This is a genomic window from Neisseria animalis (assembly GCF_900636515.1).
Taxonomy (GTDB): Bacteria; Pseudomonadota; Gammaproteobacteria; order Burkholderiales; family Neisseriaceae; genus Neisseria; species Neisseria animalis.
In genome coordinates, this window is the sequence record NZ_LR134287.1 from 2,069,363 (window position 1) to 2,084,992 (window position 15,630).

Below are 15,630 nucleotides of genomic sequence, written 5' to 3' on the forward strand. Positions count from 1 at the left end.
TTATTTTGTTGCAGACTGCCGTCCCATATCGGGAAGTGCAATCTGCTTTTATTATCATTATATGTTAATTGTATAACAAATACGCACTTTTGCAGACGGCTTTCAGCGTTTCATGCCGTCTGCAAAATGCCTTACTGATTATTTGGCGGTCATATCCACCAATGCCTGAGGCACACGATTGATACTGCCCGCGCCCATGTTCAGCAACACATCTCCGTCTTTGAGAATATCCAGCAGCATTTGCGGCAAATCGCCCACTTCCGCACAATACAGCGGTTCGACTTTACCGTATGCCCGGATACTGCGCGCCAATGCGCGGCTGTCTGCTTCGGCAATCGGCGCTTCTCCTGCGGCATACACTTCGGTCAGCACCAGCGCGTCCACCGTGTTCAACACTTTGGTAAAATCTTCAAACAAATCGCGTGTACGGCTGTAACGGTGCGGCTGGAAGGCCAGTACCAAACGTTTTTCGGGATATGCGCCGCGCGCCGCCGATAAGGTTGCCGCCATTTCTACGGGGTGGTGTCCGTAATCGTCCACCACCAATGCGGTTCCGCCGTTCGGCAAAGCGATATCGCCGTATTTTTGGAAACGGCGGCCGACACCTTCAAAGCCCAACAAGCCTGCCTGAATAGCTTCTACCGATGCACCCACTTCCAATGCCACACTGATGGCAGCGAGTGCGTTTAAGACATTGTGGCGACCGGGCATATTCAATACCACTTCAAACGGCTCTTGCTCGTGGCCTTTCATGTTCACGTGCACCGTAAACTTCATTTGTGCGCCGATATTTTCGATGTCTGTCGCGTAAACATCGGCGGTATCTTCCAAGCCGTAAGTGGCATAAGGTTTGCTGACTTTCGGCAAAATCGCACGGACGTGTTCGCTGTCGATACACAAGAACGCTTTACCGTAAAACGGCATACGGTGGATAAAATCGATAAACGCCTGATGCAGCTTATCCACACTGTGTCCGTAAGTATCCATGTGGTCTTCGTCGATATTGGTCACCACCGACATAATCGGAGTCAGGTGCAGGAACGAAGCATCGGATTCGTCCGCCTCAGCCACAATATATTCGCCTTTACCCAAGCGGGCGTTTGTTCCCGCCGCATTCAATTTACCGCCGATGACGAAAGTCGGATCAAGACCTGCCGCGCCCAAAATCGAAGCCGTCAGGCTGGTGGTCGTGGTTTTGCCGTGCGTACCGGCAATGGCAATGCCGTCGCGGAAGCGCATCAATTCGGCCAGCATCAGCGCACGCGGGATAACCGGAATCTGCTGTTCCTGAGCCGCCACCACTTCGGGATTGTCTTTTTGCACCGCAGTGGAAGTCACCACCACATCTGCACCATTAACATGCTCTGCAGTATGGCCGGGATAGACTTGAATGCCCAAGCTGCTCAAATGTTCAGTCATTGCGCTGCGTGCCTGATCCGAACCGGAAACCTTAAAGCCCAAATTGTGCAACACTTCGGCAATGCCGCTCATACCCGAGCCGCCGATGCCGACAAAGTGAATATTGGTTACTCGATTTTTCATCATGGCTGCTATCCCGAAAATTCTACATAAAACTGCTATTTTAAAGGGCTGCGGCAATCTGCGCCATTGTTTTATTGTAAAGGATTTTTAACAAATCAAAACCGATTATATTCAAGTTTGCCACACGTTGTTTTTCATGCCTGCAAACCGCCTGCCACGCCGCTTTCATGCCGTCTGCAAAACAGAAAAACGCAAAGCGGAAGCACAGCCCTTGTTACCCGCAAGCACCTTGCAAACCATCACTTCTTTCCAAGCCGGAAAGGCCGTCTGCAAAACCGTTACAGTGGTTTCGATTCCGATGCGGCAAGACCGTAACAAGTTATGCAGCAAAACCCGCCAAGCCGTATCAAACCAAATAGGAAAAAACTGTACCACTTGGCCACACCACACTTCCCAACGGCAATCCATTTTCATAATTTTCACATCGATTACACAGTCGGCAGCTATAACCGCTCACAGCCGAACAAAAGGCCGTCTGCATTTTGGCTTGCCGCAACATGATTGATGCGAAACCAATATACAGACGGCCTTTTATTCTTTTTGCCACTATTTGACCAGCTTCAAACCCTTCTTCGGCGAGGCCGGTTCAGATTGCACCGCTGCTTTTTCATCTGTATCCGCCAATTCGGATTGTGCGGTGGCGGTTTGCTCGTCAGGCCGGTATTCTTCCAATTCAAAACCCAAGCCCTCGCCGCTCTCCCGGGCAAAAATATGGACAACATGCCCGACCGGAATCCAAATATCGTGAGACACCCCGCTGAAACGGGCCGCGAAATGAACCCAATCATTATCAATCGTCAGATTCGAACTGGCTACCGGGCCGATATTTAGCACGATTTGCCCGTCTTTCACATATTGTCCCGGCACGCGCGTATGCTCGTTTACCCATGCGAGAATATGCGGTGTTTGATTGTTATCCAAACACCATTCATACATCGCACGCAAAAAATAAGGCTTGGTCGAAGTTGTCATCAATCACTCCGGCTTAACGGCGCATGGCTTTTTCAGCAGGGGTCAGCGCCTCGATAAAGGCTTCACGCTGAAAAATACGTTCGGCATATTTCAATAAAGGCGCGGCAGTTTTGCCAAGTTTGATGTCGTAATAATCCAAACGCCACAACAACGGTGCCAAGGCAACATCAATCATGGAAAAATCATCGCCCAAAATGTATTTGTTTTTCGCAAAAGCAGGAGCAAGCATGGTCAAACCGTTGCCGATGGCTTCGCGGGCTTTTGCCTGTTCTTTATTGCTTGCTTCTGGGTTTTCCAAAACCTGCACCAGACTAAACAATTCTTTTTCCATACGGTGCAGCACCAAGCGACCACGACCGCGCATCACCGGATCGCCCGGCATCAGCTGCGGATGCGGAAAACGCTCATCGATGTATTCATTGATAATATTAGACTCATGCAAAACCAAATCACGCTCAACCAGCACCGGCACTTGGTTATACGGATTCATTATCGCCAAATCTTCGGGCTTATTGAAAATATCCACGTCTTTAATTTCAAAATCCATGCCTTTTTCATATAACACAAAACGGCAACGCTGACTGAACGGGCAAGTAATGCCTGAATATAATGTCATCATGGTATTTGCTCCTGACAGCCGTTTTTGCAGACGGCCTTTATCCAATATAGAAACTTAATTATGCGATTATAGCCGATTGCGGTTTTTAAATCCAGAAATTCAATATAACCATATGATTTTAAATCATATATTTTAATGTTTGCCATAAGCAGCAAGCATCTGTTCTCGCCATATAAAAAGGGTAAATAAAAAGAGCAAACCCTTGCGGATTTGCCCTTTTGTCTGAATCTGAACCGATTAGTGAACATCTTTCCAGAATTCTTTTTTCAGGAAGTACGCCAGCGGCAGCATAACGGCCAACAGGAAAATCAGCACGATATAGCCGGTACGGTGGCGTTGCAGTTGAGCCGGCTCGCCCATGTATACCAAGAAGTTTACCAAGTCGCGCGCATAGGCATCGTACTCTTTCTCGATAACATTGCCATTCGGCAGGCGGCGGCTGTGCAGGCCGGTAGATTCCCAGTAGAGCTTAGGCTCTTTTACGCCGTGCTCGTTTTCAACCCAAACCGGCTGGCCTTTACTGTCCAGCTCAACGGCTTTCACACCTTGCTGCTCCCACAGCGGGTGCGGCATACCGACTTTATCGAATACGGTGTTGTTCCAACCGTTCGGACGGGTCGGATCTTTATAGAAACCACGCATATAGGCATACAGGTAGTCTGCGCCGCGAGAACGGGCAATCAGGGTCAGATCCGGCGGTGCCGCACCGAACCATTTTTCACCGTCTTTCGGATTCATCGCCGACAACATGACATCACCCACGTTATCGGTGGTAAACATCATGTTCGCTTTGATTTCGTCGTCAGTCAAACCGATGTCTTTCAGGCGGTTGAAACGCATACCGGTTGCAGAGTGGCAAGACAGACAGTAGTTGGTGAAAATCTGTGCGCCGCGCTGCAGGCTCACTTGGTCTCGCAAATCGATGTCGACTTTTTCATAAGTTGCATGACCACCTGCGGCAACCGCCATGCTCATGGGCGCTGCCAGCAACAAGGCAGCAAACCAGTTTTTCAAAGTTTGTTTCATTTTCGCTGCCCTCATCAGATATTGGTTGCAAACAGGTAAGCACCGACCACGGTAATGGCAACGTAAACAAAGAACATGATTTTTTGTTTCGTGGTGCTCATGGTTACGCGTTCAGGAACCGGCTTGTTGGAATCCAGCTTGGTATAGAACGGCATACCGAGGAAGAAAGCAAAGTAGATAACGGTCAGGATACGGGCCACCAGCGTACGGGTATCGGTAGCAACCAACGCACCCAAAATACCCAAGCCGATGAAGGAAATCACAAACAGTACAACGGCTGTTTTGAAAATCGGACCACGGTAACGGATGGATTTCACTTCGCCTTTATCCAACCACGGCAGCAAAGCAATCAGAACCACTGCCGCGCCCATTGCAATCACACCCCAAACTTGAGTACCCATGAAAGAAGGTACGGCACGCAAAATAGCGTAGAACGGAGTAAAGTACCATACCGGTGCAATGTGTGCAGGTGTTTTCAGCGGGTTGGCCGCATCAAAGTTTGGTGCTTCAAGGAAGTAGCCGCCTCCTTCAGGCGCAAAGAACATCACGGCACAGAAGACAATCAGGAATACCACTACGCCCAAGATGTCTTTTACGGTGTAGTACGGATGGAACGGGATGCCGTCCAAAGGAACGCCGTTTTCATCTTTGAGTTTTTTGATTTCCACGCCGTCAGGGTTGTTCGAGCCGACTTCGTGCAGGGCGATGATGTGCGCCACAACCAGACCAATCAACACCAGCGGCACGGCAATTACGTGCAAGGCAAAGAAACGGTTCAGGGTTGCGTCGGATACGTTGAAGTCACCGCGAATCCAAGTAGACAAGTCCGGACCGATGACCGGAATGGCGGCAAACAGGTTGATAATTACCTGTGCGCCCCAGAACGACATTTGACCCCAAGGCAACAGGTAGCCCATAAAGGCTTCGGCCATCAGCGCCAAGAAAATCAGCGAGCCGAACACCCACACCAATTCGCGCGGTTTTTTGTACGAACCGTACACCAAGCCGCGGAACATATGCAGGTAAACAACAATAAAGAAGAATGATGCGCCGGTAGAGTGCATATAGCGGATAATCCAACCGCCCGACACGTCGCGCATGATGTATTCTACTGCAGTAAAGGCTGCCGGCAGGTGGTAGGCATTCAGGTTGCCGTCCGGCTTGTAGTTCATGGTCAGGAAGATGCCGCTGACGATTTGAATCACCAACACGAGCAGCGCCAGCGAACCGAAGTAATACCAGAAGTTGAAGTTTTTCGGTGCGTAGTACTCGCTCAGGTGCTCTTTCCACATTTTAGACAAGGGGAAACGGTCGTCCACCCAGCCTAACAATGCTTTTGCTTTGTTATTGGTTTGGTTTGCCATAGTTCAATTCCTTATTATCAGTCTTCGCCTACCAAAATAGTGGTATCGCTCAGATATTTATAAGGCGGTACGACCAAGTTGGTCGGTGCGGGAACACCTTTGTACACGCGGCCGGCAATGTCGAATTTCGAACCGTGGCAAGGACAGAAAAAGCCGCCTTTCCAATCCGCGCCCAAATCTGCCGGAGCAACATCGGGACGATAGGTCGGCGAGCAGCCCAAGTGGGTACAGATACCGATTGCGACAAAGATATTCGGCTTAATCGAACGGTTTTCGTTTTTCGCGTATTCGGGCTGTTGATCTGCTTCCGAGTTCGGATCGGCCATTTCGCCATCAACGGCACGCAAATCTTTGAGCTGCTGCTCCGTACGGTTGAGCACGAAAATAGGTTTGCCCTGCCATTCGGCGGTAATCATCTGACCGCTCTCGATTTTGCTGACGTCGACTTCAACGGCAGCACCGGCAGCTTTGGCTTTTTCCGAGGGGAAGAAGCTGGCTACGAAAGGCGTTGCTACGCCCAAGGCCGCAACACCGCCCGCGCCGCAGGTTGCGAGCGTCAGGAAACGGCGGCGGCCGTTGTTGATTTCTTGATTATCCATATATTCAGTCGTCCTAATGTTGGGAATACCGAGCCATTAAACAATGTAATTCTACCTATTTTGTCGTGATACTCAAAGCATTATTTAAAATAAGGTAAAGATTTTGTGATATTTCTCAATGTTATTGTCGCAAAAGCCGTCTGCAAAACCGATTTATCCGATTTTGCAGACGGCCTTTGAGCGTTACACCGGATTGTTTTCATCAAAATGACACACCTGCACGCCGAACCGGTGCGCCAGCGCGTCGCCCAAGACGCGCACGCCGTAACGCTCGGTTGCGTGGTGTCCTGCTCCGACAAAGGCAACGCCGGTTTCATTGGACAAATGGTATTGCGCTTCGGAAACTTCGCCGGTTACATACACATCGGCTCCTGCCTCAATGGCTTCTTGGAAAAAGCCTTGCGCGCCGCCCGTGCACCACGCCACCCGCTTAATCTGCTTATCCAAATCACCGATAACCAAGGGTTTGCGGCGCAATACACTTTCAAGGCCGTCTGCAAATTGCGCCAACGTCTGCACTTGGGCGGTGCTGCCGATATTCAACAGATTCTGTTCGCCGAAACACGCCTCCGTCTGCCAGCCCAACTGTTTGGCAAGCTGCGCGTTGTTGCCCAACTCCGCATGGCCGTCCAATGGTAGATGGTAGCCGACCATATTGATTTGGTGTTTCAACAAGGTTTCAATCCGCGCTTTTTTCCAGCCGGTAATGGTCAGCGGTTCGCTTTTCCAAAACATACCGTGATGCACCAGCAACATATCCGCATGTTCGGCAACCGCAAAATCAATCGCGGCTTTGCTGGCGGTAACCGAGGTTACGATTTTGGCAACCTCTTCCCTGCCCTCGACTTGCAGACCGTTGGGCGCATAATCTTTATAGGCGGCGGCCTGCAGCGTTTCATCACACCAAGCCAGTATTTCCTGACGGGTTGTCATAACAGTTCCCTCAATAAAGTTTGCATTGTTTGAAATTTACCGAACCGGTTATTTTATTATGAAAACTGCCGCAGCGGTGGATATTTCCCCATCGAGCGGTTTCATGAGCAGTTTGGCGGCAAAAAACCGCTACTTCTCAATTTGCAGACGGCATTTTATTCAGAATTTGCATATCAACATGAATTATTTTAATATTGTCGCATTTTTACATACCCGTGCTGTCTGAAAGATTGCTTTTATGGATTCCTTTATCGAACTGCGCCACCTCAAAACTTTACTGGCATTGGAAGAAACGGGCAGCGTTTCTCTTGCCGCCAAACGGGTATTTCTCACCCAATCCGCCCTTTCCCACCAAATCCGCGCTTTAGAAAATTATTACGACACACCACTGTTTGAGCGCAAGTCCACGCCGTTTCGCTTTACTCCTGCCGGTATGCGGCTGCTGCAACTGGCACACGACCTGTTGCCGCAAGTGGCAGCGGCGGAACGTGATTTGGCGCAAATTATCGAAGGAGAGGCAGGCGAATTGCGCGTAGCAGTAGAATGCCATACCTGTTTCGACTGGCTGATGCCGGCAATGGGAGAGTTCCGCCCGTTGTGGCCGCAAGTGGAATTGGACATCGTTTCCGGTTTCCATGCCGATCCGGTCGGACTGCTGCTGCAACACCGTGCCGACATTGCCATTGTTTCCGAAGCGGAACCGCAAACCGGTATTACCTATTTCCCGCTGTTTTCCTATGAAATGGTCGGCATATGCGCCAAAGATCACCCCTTGGCGGCAAAACAGGTTTGGCAGGCAGAAGACTTTGCCGATGAAACGCTGATTACCTACCCCGTACCCGATGATATGCTCGACCTGCTGAAAAAAGTCCTCCTTCCGCGCGGCATCAATCCCCAACGCCGCCACAGCGAGCTGACCATCGCGATTATCCAACTGGTGGCCAGCCGTAGGGGCGTTGCCGCGCTGCCGTATTGGACGGTTATGCCTTATCTGGAAAAAGACTACGTGATTGCCCGTCCGATTACTGCAGACGGCCTGCGTAGCGAATTGTATGCCGCCATGCGTAGCGAAGATGCCGGTAAAAGCTATCTGGACAATTTCTGCCAAATCGTCCGCGACCGCAGCTTTGCCGACTTGGAAGGTCTGAGCGTTTTGGAAATGAAAAATTAATTTGGGCAGAGGTGCAAACCGAACCGTCATTGCCCGTACCACACAACAGGCCGAGACCTTTTGCAAAACTCATGACAAGGGCTTGCAGAGGCAGGGTTTACGCCCTCCCGCTTGCTTGGGCTTTTTGAAATTGTGAATTTTCCAAGGTATTCAATTTTCGGGCAGGTGTAAAACCCGCTCCCAGCATCGGTTTTGGTTTGTTTCCTGTTTTTACAAAGGTATCAGGCCGTCTGCAAAATGCCTGAAAACAGGGTTTCCCGTTTCAGCCATTTTGCAGACGGCCTTTTTATAGTCGAATAAAATAAGAATGAGGCAAGGCAGCGAAGCCGCAGACAGTACACATAGTACGGCAAGGCAAAGCAACGCTGTATCATTCTTATTTTAAATGACTATACAACTGTTTCTCTTTGCATGGAAACCAAGCGGCAAACCGCAGGCGGTACAAACACGCACAACACATTGCAGCCACACCGCCCAAACCGAATTGGCGCAACTGCCGCCGTTTCCTGCCCGTTGCCCTCCCTATCCCTTCAGCCGTATCCGATGCGGGATTTATCGAAATCCCGATATTGCTAGCGTTCGCAATCGCTCAAAATTTTCCGATATACGGCTTCCGGCACATAGCGGCCGATGGTATCGCGCCAGCCTTCCGGCCCGACCAATCCTTTCACCATTGTTGAAGACACCTCGGCGATTTCGCGCGGCGGCATCAACAATACCGTTGTGATTTCAGGCGCAAGATCGCTGTTGATGTAGCGCATCGTCCGCTCGTATTCGTAATCGCTGCCGCTGCGTATGCCGCGCACCACAAAACGCGCACCGACTTCACGGGCGAAATGTACCAAAAAACGGTTTTCAAATACGCGGATTTTTACATTCGGCAAATCAGCGGTTACAGCCTCCAGCATTTCCTGCCGCTCTTCTATGGTGTAGGTACTGCGTTTTTCAGGATTAACGCCGAGGGCAACGACCAATTCGTCAAAGAGTGCGGCGGCTTCGCGTATCATCCACAAATGTCCGTTGGTCGGAGGATCGAAACTGCCGGCATAAACGGCGCGGCGTATGGTGGTATTCATGAACGGTTGTCTGTCGGAGAAAACGACCAGCATAACGGCACACAGGAAAAGTGTCAAAGAAAAGCCGCCCGAACACGGTTTCAACGCGAAATCGGCGATTTCCGTCAAACCCCGTCCGGACGGCTTGGGTGTTCCGACAATTCTTAGTCGTCGTTATTGAACGCCAGCAGAATGTTCAACAGGCTGCTGAAAATATTGTAAATCGAGATAAAGATGGTCAATGCCGCGCTGATGTGGCTGTCTTCGCCGCCGTCAATCACTTGGCGCACTTGGAACATAATCAGCAGCGAACTGAACAGCACGAAACCTGCGGAAATGGTCAGGCTCAGCGCCGGAATGTTCAAAAACAGATTGGCAACCACCGCCATCATCAAAATGACCACGCCGACAGTCAGGAAGCGGCCCAAAGAGCTCATATTGATGTTGGTGCGGCGCGCCATGGCAGCCATGGTAAAGAATACGGCTGCCGTCATCGCCGCAGCGATACCGACGATTTGCGCGCCGTTGCTGATGCTCAAGGCATATTGCAGCAGCGGGCTGATCATCACGCCCATACCGAAAGTGAACACCATCAGCAATGCCACGCCGGTATTGCTGTAACGGTTGCGCTCAATCATGAAACACATACCGTAGAAAAAGGCGAATACGGCGATAATGCCCATCCAGCCGCCGCCCAACGCGGCCATGATATTGAAACCGCTCTGGCCGCTGATGTACGCGCCTGCCACCGCCGGCAGGAAAGACAGAGCCAGCAGGTTGTAGGTTTTACGCAGTACTTCGTTCTGTTGAACCGCGCCGGTTTGAGTGTAGTCGTAAACGTCGTTTTGCATGGCGTTTGCTCCAATAAGTGTGTGTTTAAAGTAAATAGACTAAACGAACGGGGATTTTAACAGCAAATCATGCTCGTTGGGTAAAATTTCGCATATTTTTGCTGCTTTTTCATGCATCTGCTCAATACAGACGGCCTTGCGCCACCCATATACTCCTGCGTTTACAATATTTCCTGCCTCATACTGCTTTACAAGCGGTTGCCGTTTTGCCCGATATGCTGTCGGGCGCATCAGGAAAACCGTTTGCAAAACAATTTCATATTCTATGTTTCCCCTTAGTATAGTCGAATAAAATAAGAATGAGACAAGGCAGCGAAGCCGCAGACAGTACACATAGTACGGCAAGGCAAAGCAACGCCGTATCATTCTTATTTTAAATGACTATATAACCACGTTGGGGCGTTTATCCCGCTTTCAACTTTCCCAAACCGAAAAAGGCCGTCTGCAAAACGGCTAACACGCAAATTTGCGGTTTTACCATTTTGCAGACGGCCTTTTTTCGGCAAATCATGCTGCCGACAGCCTGATTGATTCCTGTTTATTCTTGGGGAACGTAACCTTGCACCGCATCCGCACCGTCGCCGAAGAAATAATTTTCCATCTGCTGTGCCAGATATTCGCGGGCGCGCGGGTCGGCCAAGCTCAAGCGGTTTTCATTAATCAGCATGGTTTGGTGGCGCGTCCATGCGTTCCATGCTTCTTGCGATACGTTTTCAAAAATGCGTTTGCCCAATTCGTTGGGCAGCGGCGCGAATTTCATGCCTTCGGCTTCTTTGCCGAGCTTGACACACTGAACCATACGGGTCATGACTTTTCCTTTTGATAGCGGTTTCAAACAGCGTTTATTGTAGCCGATTGTTCCATACGGCGAAAGTCTGAGCGGCAAACTCGGTTATTGGCCGGCAAACTGCGGCGGAATACACAAAAAGGCCGTCTGCAAAAAGACTTCGGAACATCATAATCGGCGTTCCCTGCTTTTTATAGTCATTTAAAATAAGAATGATACAGCGTTGCTTTGCCTTGCCGTACTATGTGTACTGTCTGCGGCTTCGCTGCCTTGTCTCATTCTTATTTTATTCGACTATACAGACGGCCTTTCTGCGGCTTTCCGGCTTAATTGGTGCCTTCAGGATTCATGCGGGCATGAGTGTCGTTGTGGCCGATACCGTTGGGCGTACGTACGCCGGTCGGGGCAACGGTGTATTTCACGCGGTCGTCGTATTTGGCCGAATGGATAGTGGTATCGTATTTTACTTCAGTCAAACCGACAATTTCGCCGTGGTCGTTGGCGTGATCCCATTTGGGCATGGGAGAATCCGCGGCAGCAATGGAAGCGGCGGTAGCGATGGCGGCGAAGAATGCGAATTTTTTCATGATGTAGTTTCCTTTCAAACTTATTGTTTCAGAGACACTGAATGGGTTGTTTGTGTCGATGGAGTGCATTCTATGCCTGCATTTTTGGCAGATAAACCACCGTTTGGTTAATACAACTTCAACAAATAGGAAACAATTCATTTGGAATATTGGCTTATTCAATAACTTTCAGAAACTTACCCCGATAAAAAGGCCGTCTGCATATTGCGGTTTTGCAGACGGCTTTTACGTTTTTATCCGCTTATCTTACAAAATGTAAACAAAAATCTGCGAGTTCCGACCGTTTTCCAAATAATCGCGGCGGCGTTCTTCGGGCAAATCCGCCAACGATGCCGTCTGAAAACCGCGTTCGGCAAACCATTCTCCGGTATGGGTGGACAAGGCAAACAGTTTTTTCATGCCGCGCGCGCGCGCTTCGGCAAATAAATGAGACAGCAGCTTTTCGCCGTAGCCGCCCTCCTGCGCGTCGGGCGAAACCACCAAACACGCCAGCTCGCCGCAATCGGCTTCTTCAAAGGTTTTTAATGCCACACAACCGTAAATATGCCGGTCGTGTTCCAATACCGAAAAGCTGTGAATTTGGTTTTCCAAATACTCTCGGCTGCGGCGCAGCAAAATGCCTTGCTCCTCCAGCGGGCGGATTAACGCCATGATGGTGGGAATGTCAGCATTGTGCGCCTGCCGGATTTTCACGAAAGAATCGCGGGCAATGGAAGTTCCCGCACCGTGGCGGGTAAACAGCTCGCGAATCAGTGCGCCGTCGTCGCGGCCGCTGAGTACCTGCGTGCGGCTGACGCCATGCTCCACCGCATGGACGGCATAATGGAGCAGGCGGTTTTGCTGCGTTTGCACCTGCCCGTTTTCAAGCAGTTTGCGCGCCTCTGCGGAAGAAAGATTGGTTTGCAGACGGCCTGCTTCGTCTAAAATACCTTCCTGTTCAATCAAATAAACCAATTTTTCCGCTTGAAGGGCGATGGCGGCGGCTTCCGCAATATCGCCCATGCTCAAATTGAAGGTTTTGCCGCTGGGTGAATGACCGATGGGGCTGATGAGCACCAATGCGCCGTTGTCCAGACGCTGGCGGACGGCCTCAGTGTCGATTTTGCGGACCACGCCGGTATAGCCCATGTCGATGCCGTCGATCACTCCCAACGGTCGGGCAGAAAGAAAATTACCGCCCGCCACCGCCAACGGCTTACTGCGCTGCGGAAATTGGGCAATGCTGCTGCCGAGTGCAGCTTCGATGTCGCAACGAATCATGCCTGCGGCTTGTTTGGCGTATTGCAGCGTGGTTTCATCGGTAATGCGGCGGTTTTGATGGTATTGCGGTACGCTTCCGGCAGCCGCGGCCAAACCGTCTATCTGCTTGCGCGAACCGTGTACCAGCACCAAACGCACGCCGAGACTGGCCAGCAGGTTCAAATCGGCTGCCAACCGCTTGAGCGCATCTCCCTCCAGCAGGCTGCCCGCCACACCGATCACCAGCGTTTTACCGCGAAGATAATTGATGTAAGGCGCAGCTTCACGGAAATCACCGACAAAACCGACAGATGTATTCATGGTTTCTCTAGATGGCCGTCTGCAAAATCACGCTACGCCGTAGCGTTCGCGGTAGGCTTTGACCGGCTCGAAATAGCCGCCAAATTCGCTGTTGTTTTGCAACAGCGTAAACAAATCATTCAAGTTGGCAATTGATACCACCGGCAGACCGTATTGCTGCTCGACTTCCTGCACGGCAGATAATTCGCCCGTACCTTTTTCCATGCGGTCGAGTGCGATGGCGACGGCAGCGGGAACAGCACCTTCCGCTTCAATCAGCTTCACCGACTCGCGCACGGAAGTACCGGCGGAAATCACATCGTCGATAATCAGCACGCGGCCTTTGAGCGGCGCACCGACCAACACACCGCCTTCGCCGTGGTCTTTGGCTTCTTTGCGGTTGTAGGCAAACGGCACGTTGACGCCTTTTTCCGCCAGCATCATCGCCGTTGCCGCCGCCAAAATAATGCCTTTGTAGGCCGGGCCGAACAGCATATCAAATTCGATTTTGCTTTCGATAATCGCCTGTGCGTAAAACTTGGCCAGTTGCAGGGTAGAGGCACCGTCGTTAAACAGTCCGGCATTGAAAAAATACGGCGACTGACGGCCGGCTTTGGTGGTGAACTCGCCGAACTTCAACACATTTTGCGACAGGGAGAATTTCAAAAAATCTTGGCGGAAATCAGACATGTTCGAGCTTTCCAGAATAAAAAGTTTCCAATACCGGCGATTATAAAGGATAGTAAAGAAAAGGTTAAGCCGTCTGCAAAAGCCGTACCGCCGCAAGGTTTTTCAGACGGCTTGGCGGGCAAATTTCAGTTACAATACCGCTTTACCATTACTTTGTACCAAACATCATGCTGAAAATCATCTCCGCCAACGTCAACGGCATCCGCTCCGCCTATCGAAAAGGTTTTCTCGAATACATCGCCGAATCAGGCGCGGACATTGTCTGCGTGCAGGAACTCAAAGCACAGGAAGCGGATTTATCGGACGACATGAAAAATCCGCACGGCATGCACGGCCATTGGCATTGCGCCGAAAAGCGCGGTTACAGCGGCGTGGCGGTGTACAGCAAACAGCAGCCCGACCGCGTGCAAGTGGGCATGGGCATCGAGGAGTTCGACCGCGAAGGGCGCTTTGTGCGCTGCGATTTCGGCAAATTGAGCGTGATTTCGCTGTATCTGCCCAGCGGCACCAGCGCGCCGGAACGCCAAGAATTGAAATACCGTTTTTTAGATGCGTTTTACCCCATGCTCGAAGCCATGAAAGCGGAAGGGCGAGATGTGGTGGTGTGCGGCGACTGGAACATCGCCCACCAAAACATCGATTTGAAAAACTGGAAAGGCAACCAGAAAAACTCAGGCTTCCTGCCCGAAGAGCGCGAGTGGATCGGCAAAGTCATCAGCCGGCTCGGTTGGGTGGATATGTGGCGCACGCTCTATCCCGAAATCCCCGGCTATACTTGGTGGAGCAACCGCGGGCAGGCGTATGCGAAAGACGTAGGGTGGCGTATCGATTATCAGATGGTTACGCCCGAGCTGGCGCAAAAAGCCGTCTCTGCCCATGTTTATAAAGACGTGAAATTTTCCGACCATGCGCCCTTGGTGGTGGAGTATGACTATGCCGTCAAATAAAATATTCGGCCGCTACGCTTGGAATGAAAACGGACGTACCGGTATCGGTGCGGCTTGGATTATGACGGCATTGCTGCTGCCGATGGCCGTATGGGCTGTCTTCATGTATGCCCGCATTTCCGGTATGCTGCCGCCCACCAAAGCCGACTGGACTTGGGCAGCGGTATGGCTGCTGCTCTGCCTGCCCTGCCTGCTGGTTGCCGCAAAATATTTCGGCTGGAAAGGTTGGCGGCTGTTCGGCAATACGGCTGTCTGCCTGCTGATTTGCGCTCTGCTGAATGCGTTGGGCGGATTACTGATTGCGCTGACTTTGGCAGATTGGCTGCGTTAGGCCGTCTGCAAAAAGGGCTTGCCATGAACACTTCAAACCTCGAAGATTTAACCCTGCTGCTGATTGATGACGGCGACATCCCTGCCGCATGGCTGGAGCGTTGGGCGGTCAGCTATCCTGTGAGCGTACAAACCGCCGCTTCACGCAATCAAAGCATTCACTGCTGGCAGGAAAATATGCAGACGGCCTTTAACGGCATTGCGGCACAACACATCGCCGTAGTCGCCTACGGTGCGGGCGTATCGGCGTTTTTGGCTTGGCTTTATCAGGCAGACATCAACGCACAGCGGCGCCTCTGCAACATTATTTTGGTTTCGCCCCGAGCGGACGCATTGCCCGACGATACCGAACACACTCTGATACGCGCCCGCTGCCCCTGCCGTACGGCGTTGGTTATCGGTCAATCCAAACCGGCATACCGCGAATGGGCAGCCAAACAGGCAGCACTCTGGCAAGCCCGATTGCTGGTTTCCCCCTACCCTGCTCCGCTGGATTCCGTTTCCGGCGGCTGGCAATGGGGTATGAAGCTGATGCAGGAAATGTTGTTGAGCCCTTAGCTGTCAGGCGGTTGTGATGATCGGTTCACACAGATTGAGACCTGTGCAAACAAAACAGGA

General features: G+C 51.2%; 17 protein-coding genes. 4 read left to right on the forward strand and 13 right to left on the reverse strand.

Going from position 1 to position 15,630, the window contains the following annotated elements:
- Positions 1-138: 138 nt before the first annotated feature.
- The 7 genes from murC to EL111_RS09645 all read right to left on the reverse strand — a co-directional run bounded on the left by murC (position 139) and on the right by EL111_RS09645 (position 7,055).
- The gene (murC, locus tag EL111_RS09615; RefSeq protein WP_162842963.1) at positions 139-1,545 is read right to left on the reverse strand and encodes a UDP-N-acetylmuramate--L-alanine ligase; all 1,407 of its coding nucleotides are present in this window, start codon (positions 1,543-1,545) and stop codon (positions 139-141) included.
- A 543-nt stretch (positions 1,546-2,088) separates the two neighbouring features.
- Positions 2,089-2,514: a ClpXP protease specificity-enhancing factor gene (locus EL111_RS09620; protein ID WP_123795079.1), complete on the reverse strand. Its 426-nt coding sequence runs from the start codon at positions 2,512-2,514 to the stop codon at positions 2,089-2,091.
- A 13-nt stretch (positions 2,515-2,527) separates the two neighbouring features.
- Positions 2,528-3,133, reverse strand: a complete 606-nt coding sequence (locus tag EL111_RS09625; protein ID WP_123795080.1) for a glutathione S-transferase N-terminal domain-containing protein — start codon at positions 3,131-3,133, stop codon at positions 2,528-2,530.
- A 237-nt stretch (positions 3,134-3,370) separates the two neighbouring features.
- The gene (locus EL111_RS09630; RefSeq protein WP_162842964.1) at positions 3,371-4,159 is read right to left on the reverse strand and encodes a cytochrome c1; all 789 of its coding nucleotides are present in this window, start codon (positions 4,157-4,159) and stop codon (positions 3,371-3,373) included.
- Between the two features lie 14 nt (positions 4,160-4,173).
- Complete coding sequence (locus tag EL111_RS09635) at positions 4,174-5,523, reverse strand: cytochrome b (RefSeq protein ID WP_123795082.1); 1,350 nt, start codon at positions 5,521-5,523, stop codon at positions 4,174-4,176.
- Positions 5,524-5,540: 17 nt separating this feature from the next.
- Positions 5,541-6,122 (reverse strand): ubiquinol-cytochrome c reductase iron-sulfur subunit, encoded by a 582-nt coding sequence (petA, locus tag EL111_RS09640; RefSeq protein ID WP_123795083.1) that lies wholly within the window; start codon positions 6,120-6,122, stop codon positions 5,541-5,543.
- A 183-nt stretch (positions 6,123-6,305) separates the two neighbouring features.
- A complete protein-coding gene (locus EL111_RS09645) occupies positions 6,306-7,055 on the reverse strand; it encodes a Nif3-like dinuclear metal center hexameric protein (protein ID WP_123795084.1) in 750 nt (249 codons plus the stop codon).
- Positions 7,056-7,293: 238 nt separating this feature from the next.
- Between EL111_RS09645 and EL111_RS09650 the strand changes: the two genes are divergently transcribed.
- Complete coding sequence (locus EL111_RS09650; RefSeq protein ID WP_123795085.1) at positions 7,294-8,226, forward strand: LysR family transcriptional regulator; 933 nt, start codon at positions 7,294-7,296, stop codon at positions 8,224-8,226.
- A 572-nt stretch (positions 8,227-8,798) separates the two neighbouring features.
- On the opposite strand, the gene coaD is transcribed toward EL111_RS09650, so the two are convergent.
- From coaD to pyrE, 6 genes are all read right to left on the reverse strand, one after another.
- Positions 8,799-9,302, reverse strand: coding sequence for a pantetheine-phosphate adenylyltransferase (gene coaD, locus EL111_RS09655; protein WP_123795086.1), 504 nt, complete (start codon positions 9,300-9,302; stop codon positions 8,799-8,801).
- A gap of 143 nt (positions 9,303-9,445) precedes the next feature.
- Positions 9,446-10,132 carry a Bax inhibitor-1/YccA family protein gene (locus tag EL111_RS09660; RefSeq protein ID WP_123795087.1) on the reverse strand — a complete coding sequence of 229 codons (687 nt, stop codon included), beginning with the start codon at positions 10,130-10,132 and terminating at the stop codon, positions 9,446-9,448.
- A 538-nt stretch (positions 10,133-10,670) separates the two neighbouring features.
- Positions 10,671-10,940 carry an oxidative damage protection protein gene (locus EL111_RS09665; RefSeq protein ID WP_066077043.1) on the reverse strand — a complete coding sequence of 90 codons (270 nt, stop codon included), beginning with the start codon at positions 10,938-10,940 and terminating at the stop codon, positions 10,671-10,673.
- Positions 10,941-11,245: 305 nt separating this feature from the next.
- On the reverse strand, positions 11,246-11,506 hold the full coding sequence (locus EL111_RS09670) for a hypothetical protein (protein WP_123795088.1): 261 nt from the start codon (positions 11,504-11,506) through the stop codon (positions 11,246-11,248).
- Positions 11,507-11,752: 246 nt separating this feature from the next.
- Entirely contained in the window at positions 11,753-13,066 is a 1,314-nt protein-coding gene (gene argA / locus EL111_RS09675) for an amino-acid N-acetyltransferase (RefSeq protein ID WP_123795089.1), read from the reverse strand.
- A gap of 27 nt (positions 13,067-13,093) precedes the next feature.
- Positions 13,094-13,735, reverse strand: coding sequence for an orotate phosphoribosyltransferase (pyrE, locus tag EL111_RS09680; RefSeq protein ID WP_123795090.1), 642 nt, complete (start codon positions 13,733-13,735; stop codon positions 13,094-13,096).
- A 167-nt stretch (positions 13,736-13,902) separates the two neighbouring features.
- On the opposite strand from pyrE, the gene EL111_RS09685 reads away from it, so the two are divergent.
- Genes EL111_RS09685 through EL111_RS09695 form a run of 3 tightly spaced genes read left to right on the forward strand, consistent with a single transcriptional unit; the run spans position 13,903 to position 15,570 of the window.
- Entirely contained in the window at positions 13,903-14,682 is a 780-nt protein-coding gene (locus EL111_RS09685; RefSeq protein WP_123795091.1) for an exodeoxyribonuclease III, read from the forward strand.
- Positions 14,669-15,013: a hypothetical protein gene (locus tag EL111_RS09690; RefSeq protein ID WP_123795092.1), complete on the forward strand. Its 345-nt coding sequence runs from the start codon at positions 14,669-14,671 to the stop codon at positions 15,011-15,013. Before EL111_RS09685 ends, EL111_RS09690 begins: the two co-directional genes overlap by 14 nt.
- Before the next feature lie 23 nt (positions 15,014-15,036).
- Positions 15,037-15,570, forward strand: a complete 534-nt coding sequence (locus tag EL111_RS09695) for a serine hydrolase (RefSeq protein WP_123795093.1) — start codon at positions 15,037-15,039, stop codon at positions 15,568-15,570.
- Positions 15,571-15,630: the final 60 nt, after the last annotated feature.

Coding starts and splice junctions, on each gene's coding strand:
- EL111_RS09625 (WP_123795080.1), bottom strand. CDS start 3,133: ATGATGACATTATATTCAGGCATTACTTGCCCGTTCAGTCAGCGTTGC.
- EL111_RS09670 (WP_123795088.1), bottom strand. CDS start 11,506: ATGAAAAAATTCGCATTCTTCGCCGCCATCGCTACCGCCGCTTCCATT.
- EL111_RS09660 (WP_123795087.1), bottom strand. CDS start 10,132: ATGCAAAACGACGTTTACGACTACACTCAAACCGGCGCGGTTCAACAG.
- EL111_RS09695 (WP_123795093.1), top strand. CDS start 15,037: ATGAACACTTCAAACCTCGAAGATTTAACCCTGCTGCTGATTGATGAC.
- pyrE (WP_123795090.1), bottom strand. CDS start 13,735: ATGTCTGATTTCCGCCAAGATTTTTTGAAATTCTCCCTGTCGCAAAAT.
- EL111_RS09650 (WP_123795085.1), top strand. CDS start 7,294: ATGGATTCCTTTATCGAACTGCGCCACCTCAAAACTTTACTGGCATTG.
- murC (WP_162842963.1), bottom strand. CDS start 1,545: ATGATGAAAAATCGAGTAACCAATATTCACTTTGTCGGCATCGGCGGC.
- petA (WP_123795083.1), bottom strand. CDS start 6,122: ATGGATAATCAAGAAATCAACAACGGCCGCCGCCGTTTCCTGACGCTC.
- EL111_RS09620 (WP_123795079.1), bottom strand. CDS start 2,514: ATGACAACTTCGACCAAGCCTTATTTTTTGCGTGCGATGTATGAATGG.
- coaD (WP_123795086.1), bottom strand. CDS start 9,302: ATGAATACCACCATACGCCGCGCCGTTTATGCCGGCAGTTTCGATCCT.
- EL111_RS09685 (WP_123795091.1), top strand. CDS start 13,903: ATGCTGAAAATCATCTCCGCCAACGTCAACGGCATCCGCTCCGCCTAT.
- argA (WP_123795089.1), bottom strand. CDS start 13,066: ATGAATACATCTGTCGGTTTTGTCGGTGATTTCCGTGAAGCTGCGCCT.
- EL111_RS09645 (WP_123795084.1), bottom strand. CDS start 7,055: ATGACAACCCGTCAGGAAATACTGGCTTGGTGTGATGAAACGCTGCAG.
- EL111_RS09635 (WP_123795082.1), bottom strand. CDS start 5,523: ATGGCAAACCAAACCAATAACAAAGCAAAAGCATTGTTAGGCTGGGTG.
- EL111_RS09665 (WP_066077043.1), bottom strand. CDS start 10,940: ATGACCCGTATGGTTCAGTGTGTCAAGCTCGGCAAAGAAGCCGAAGGC.
- EL111_RS09690 (WP_123795092.1), top strand. CDS start 14,669: ATGCCGTCAAATAAAATATTCGGCCGCTACGCTTGGAATGAAAACGGA.
- EL111_RS09630 (WP_162842964.1), bottom strand. CDS start 4,159: ATGAAACAAACTTTGAAAAACTGGTTTGCTGCCTTGTTGCTGGCAGCG.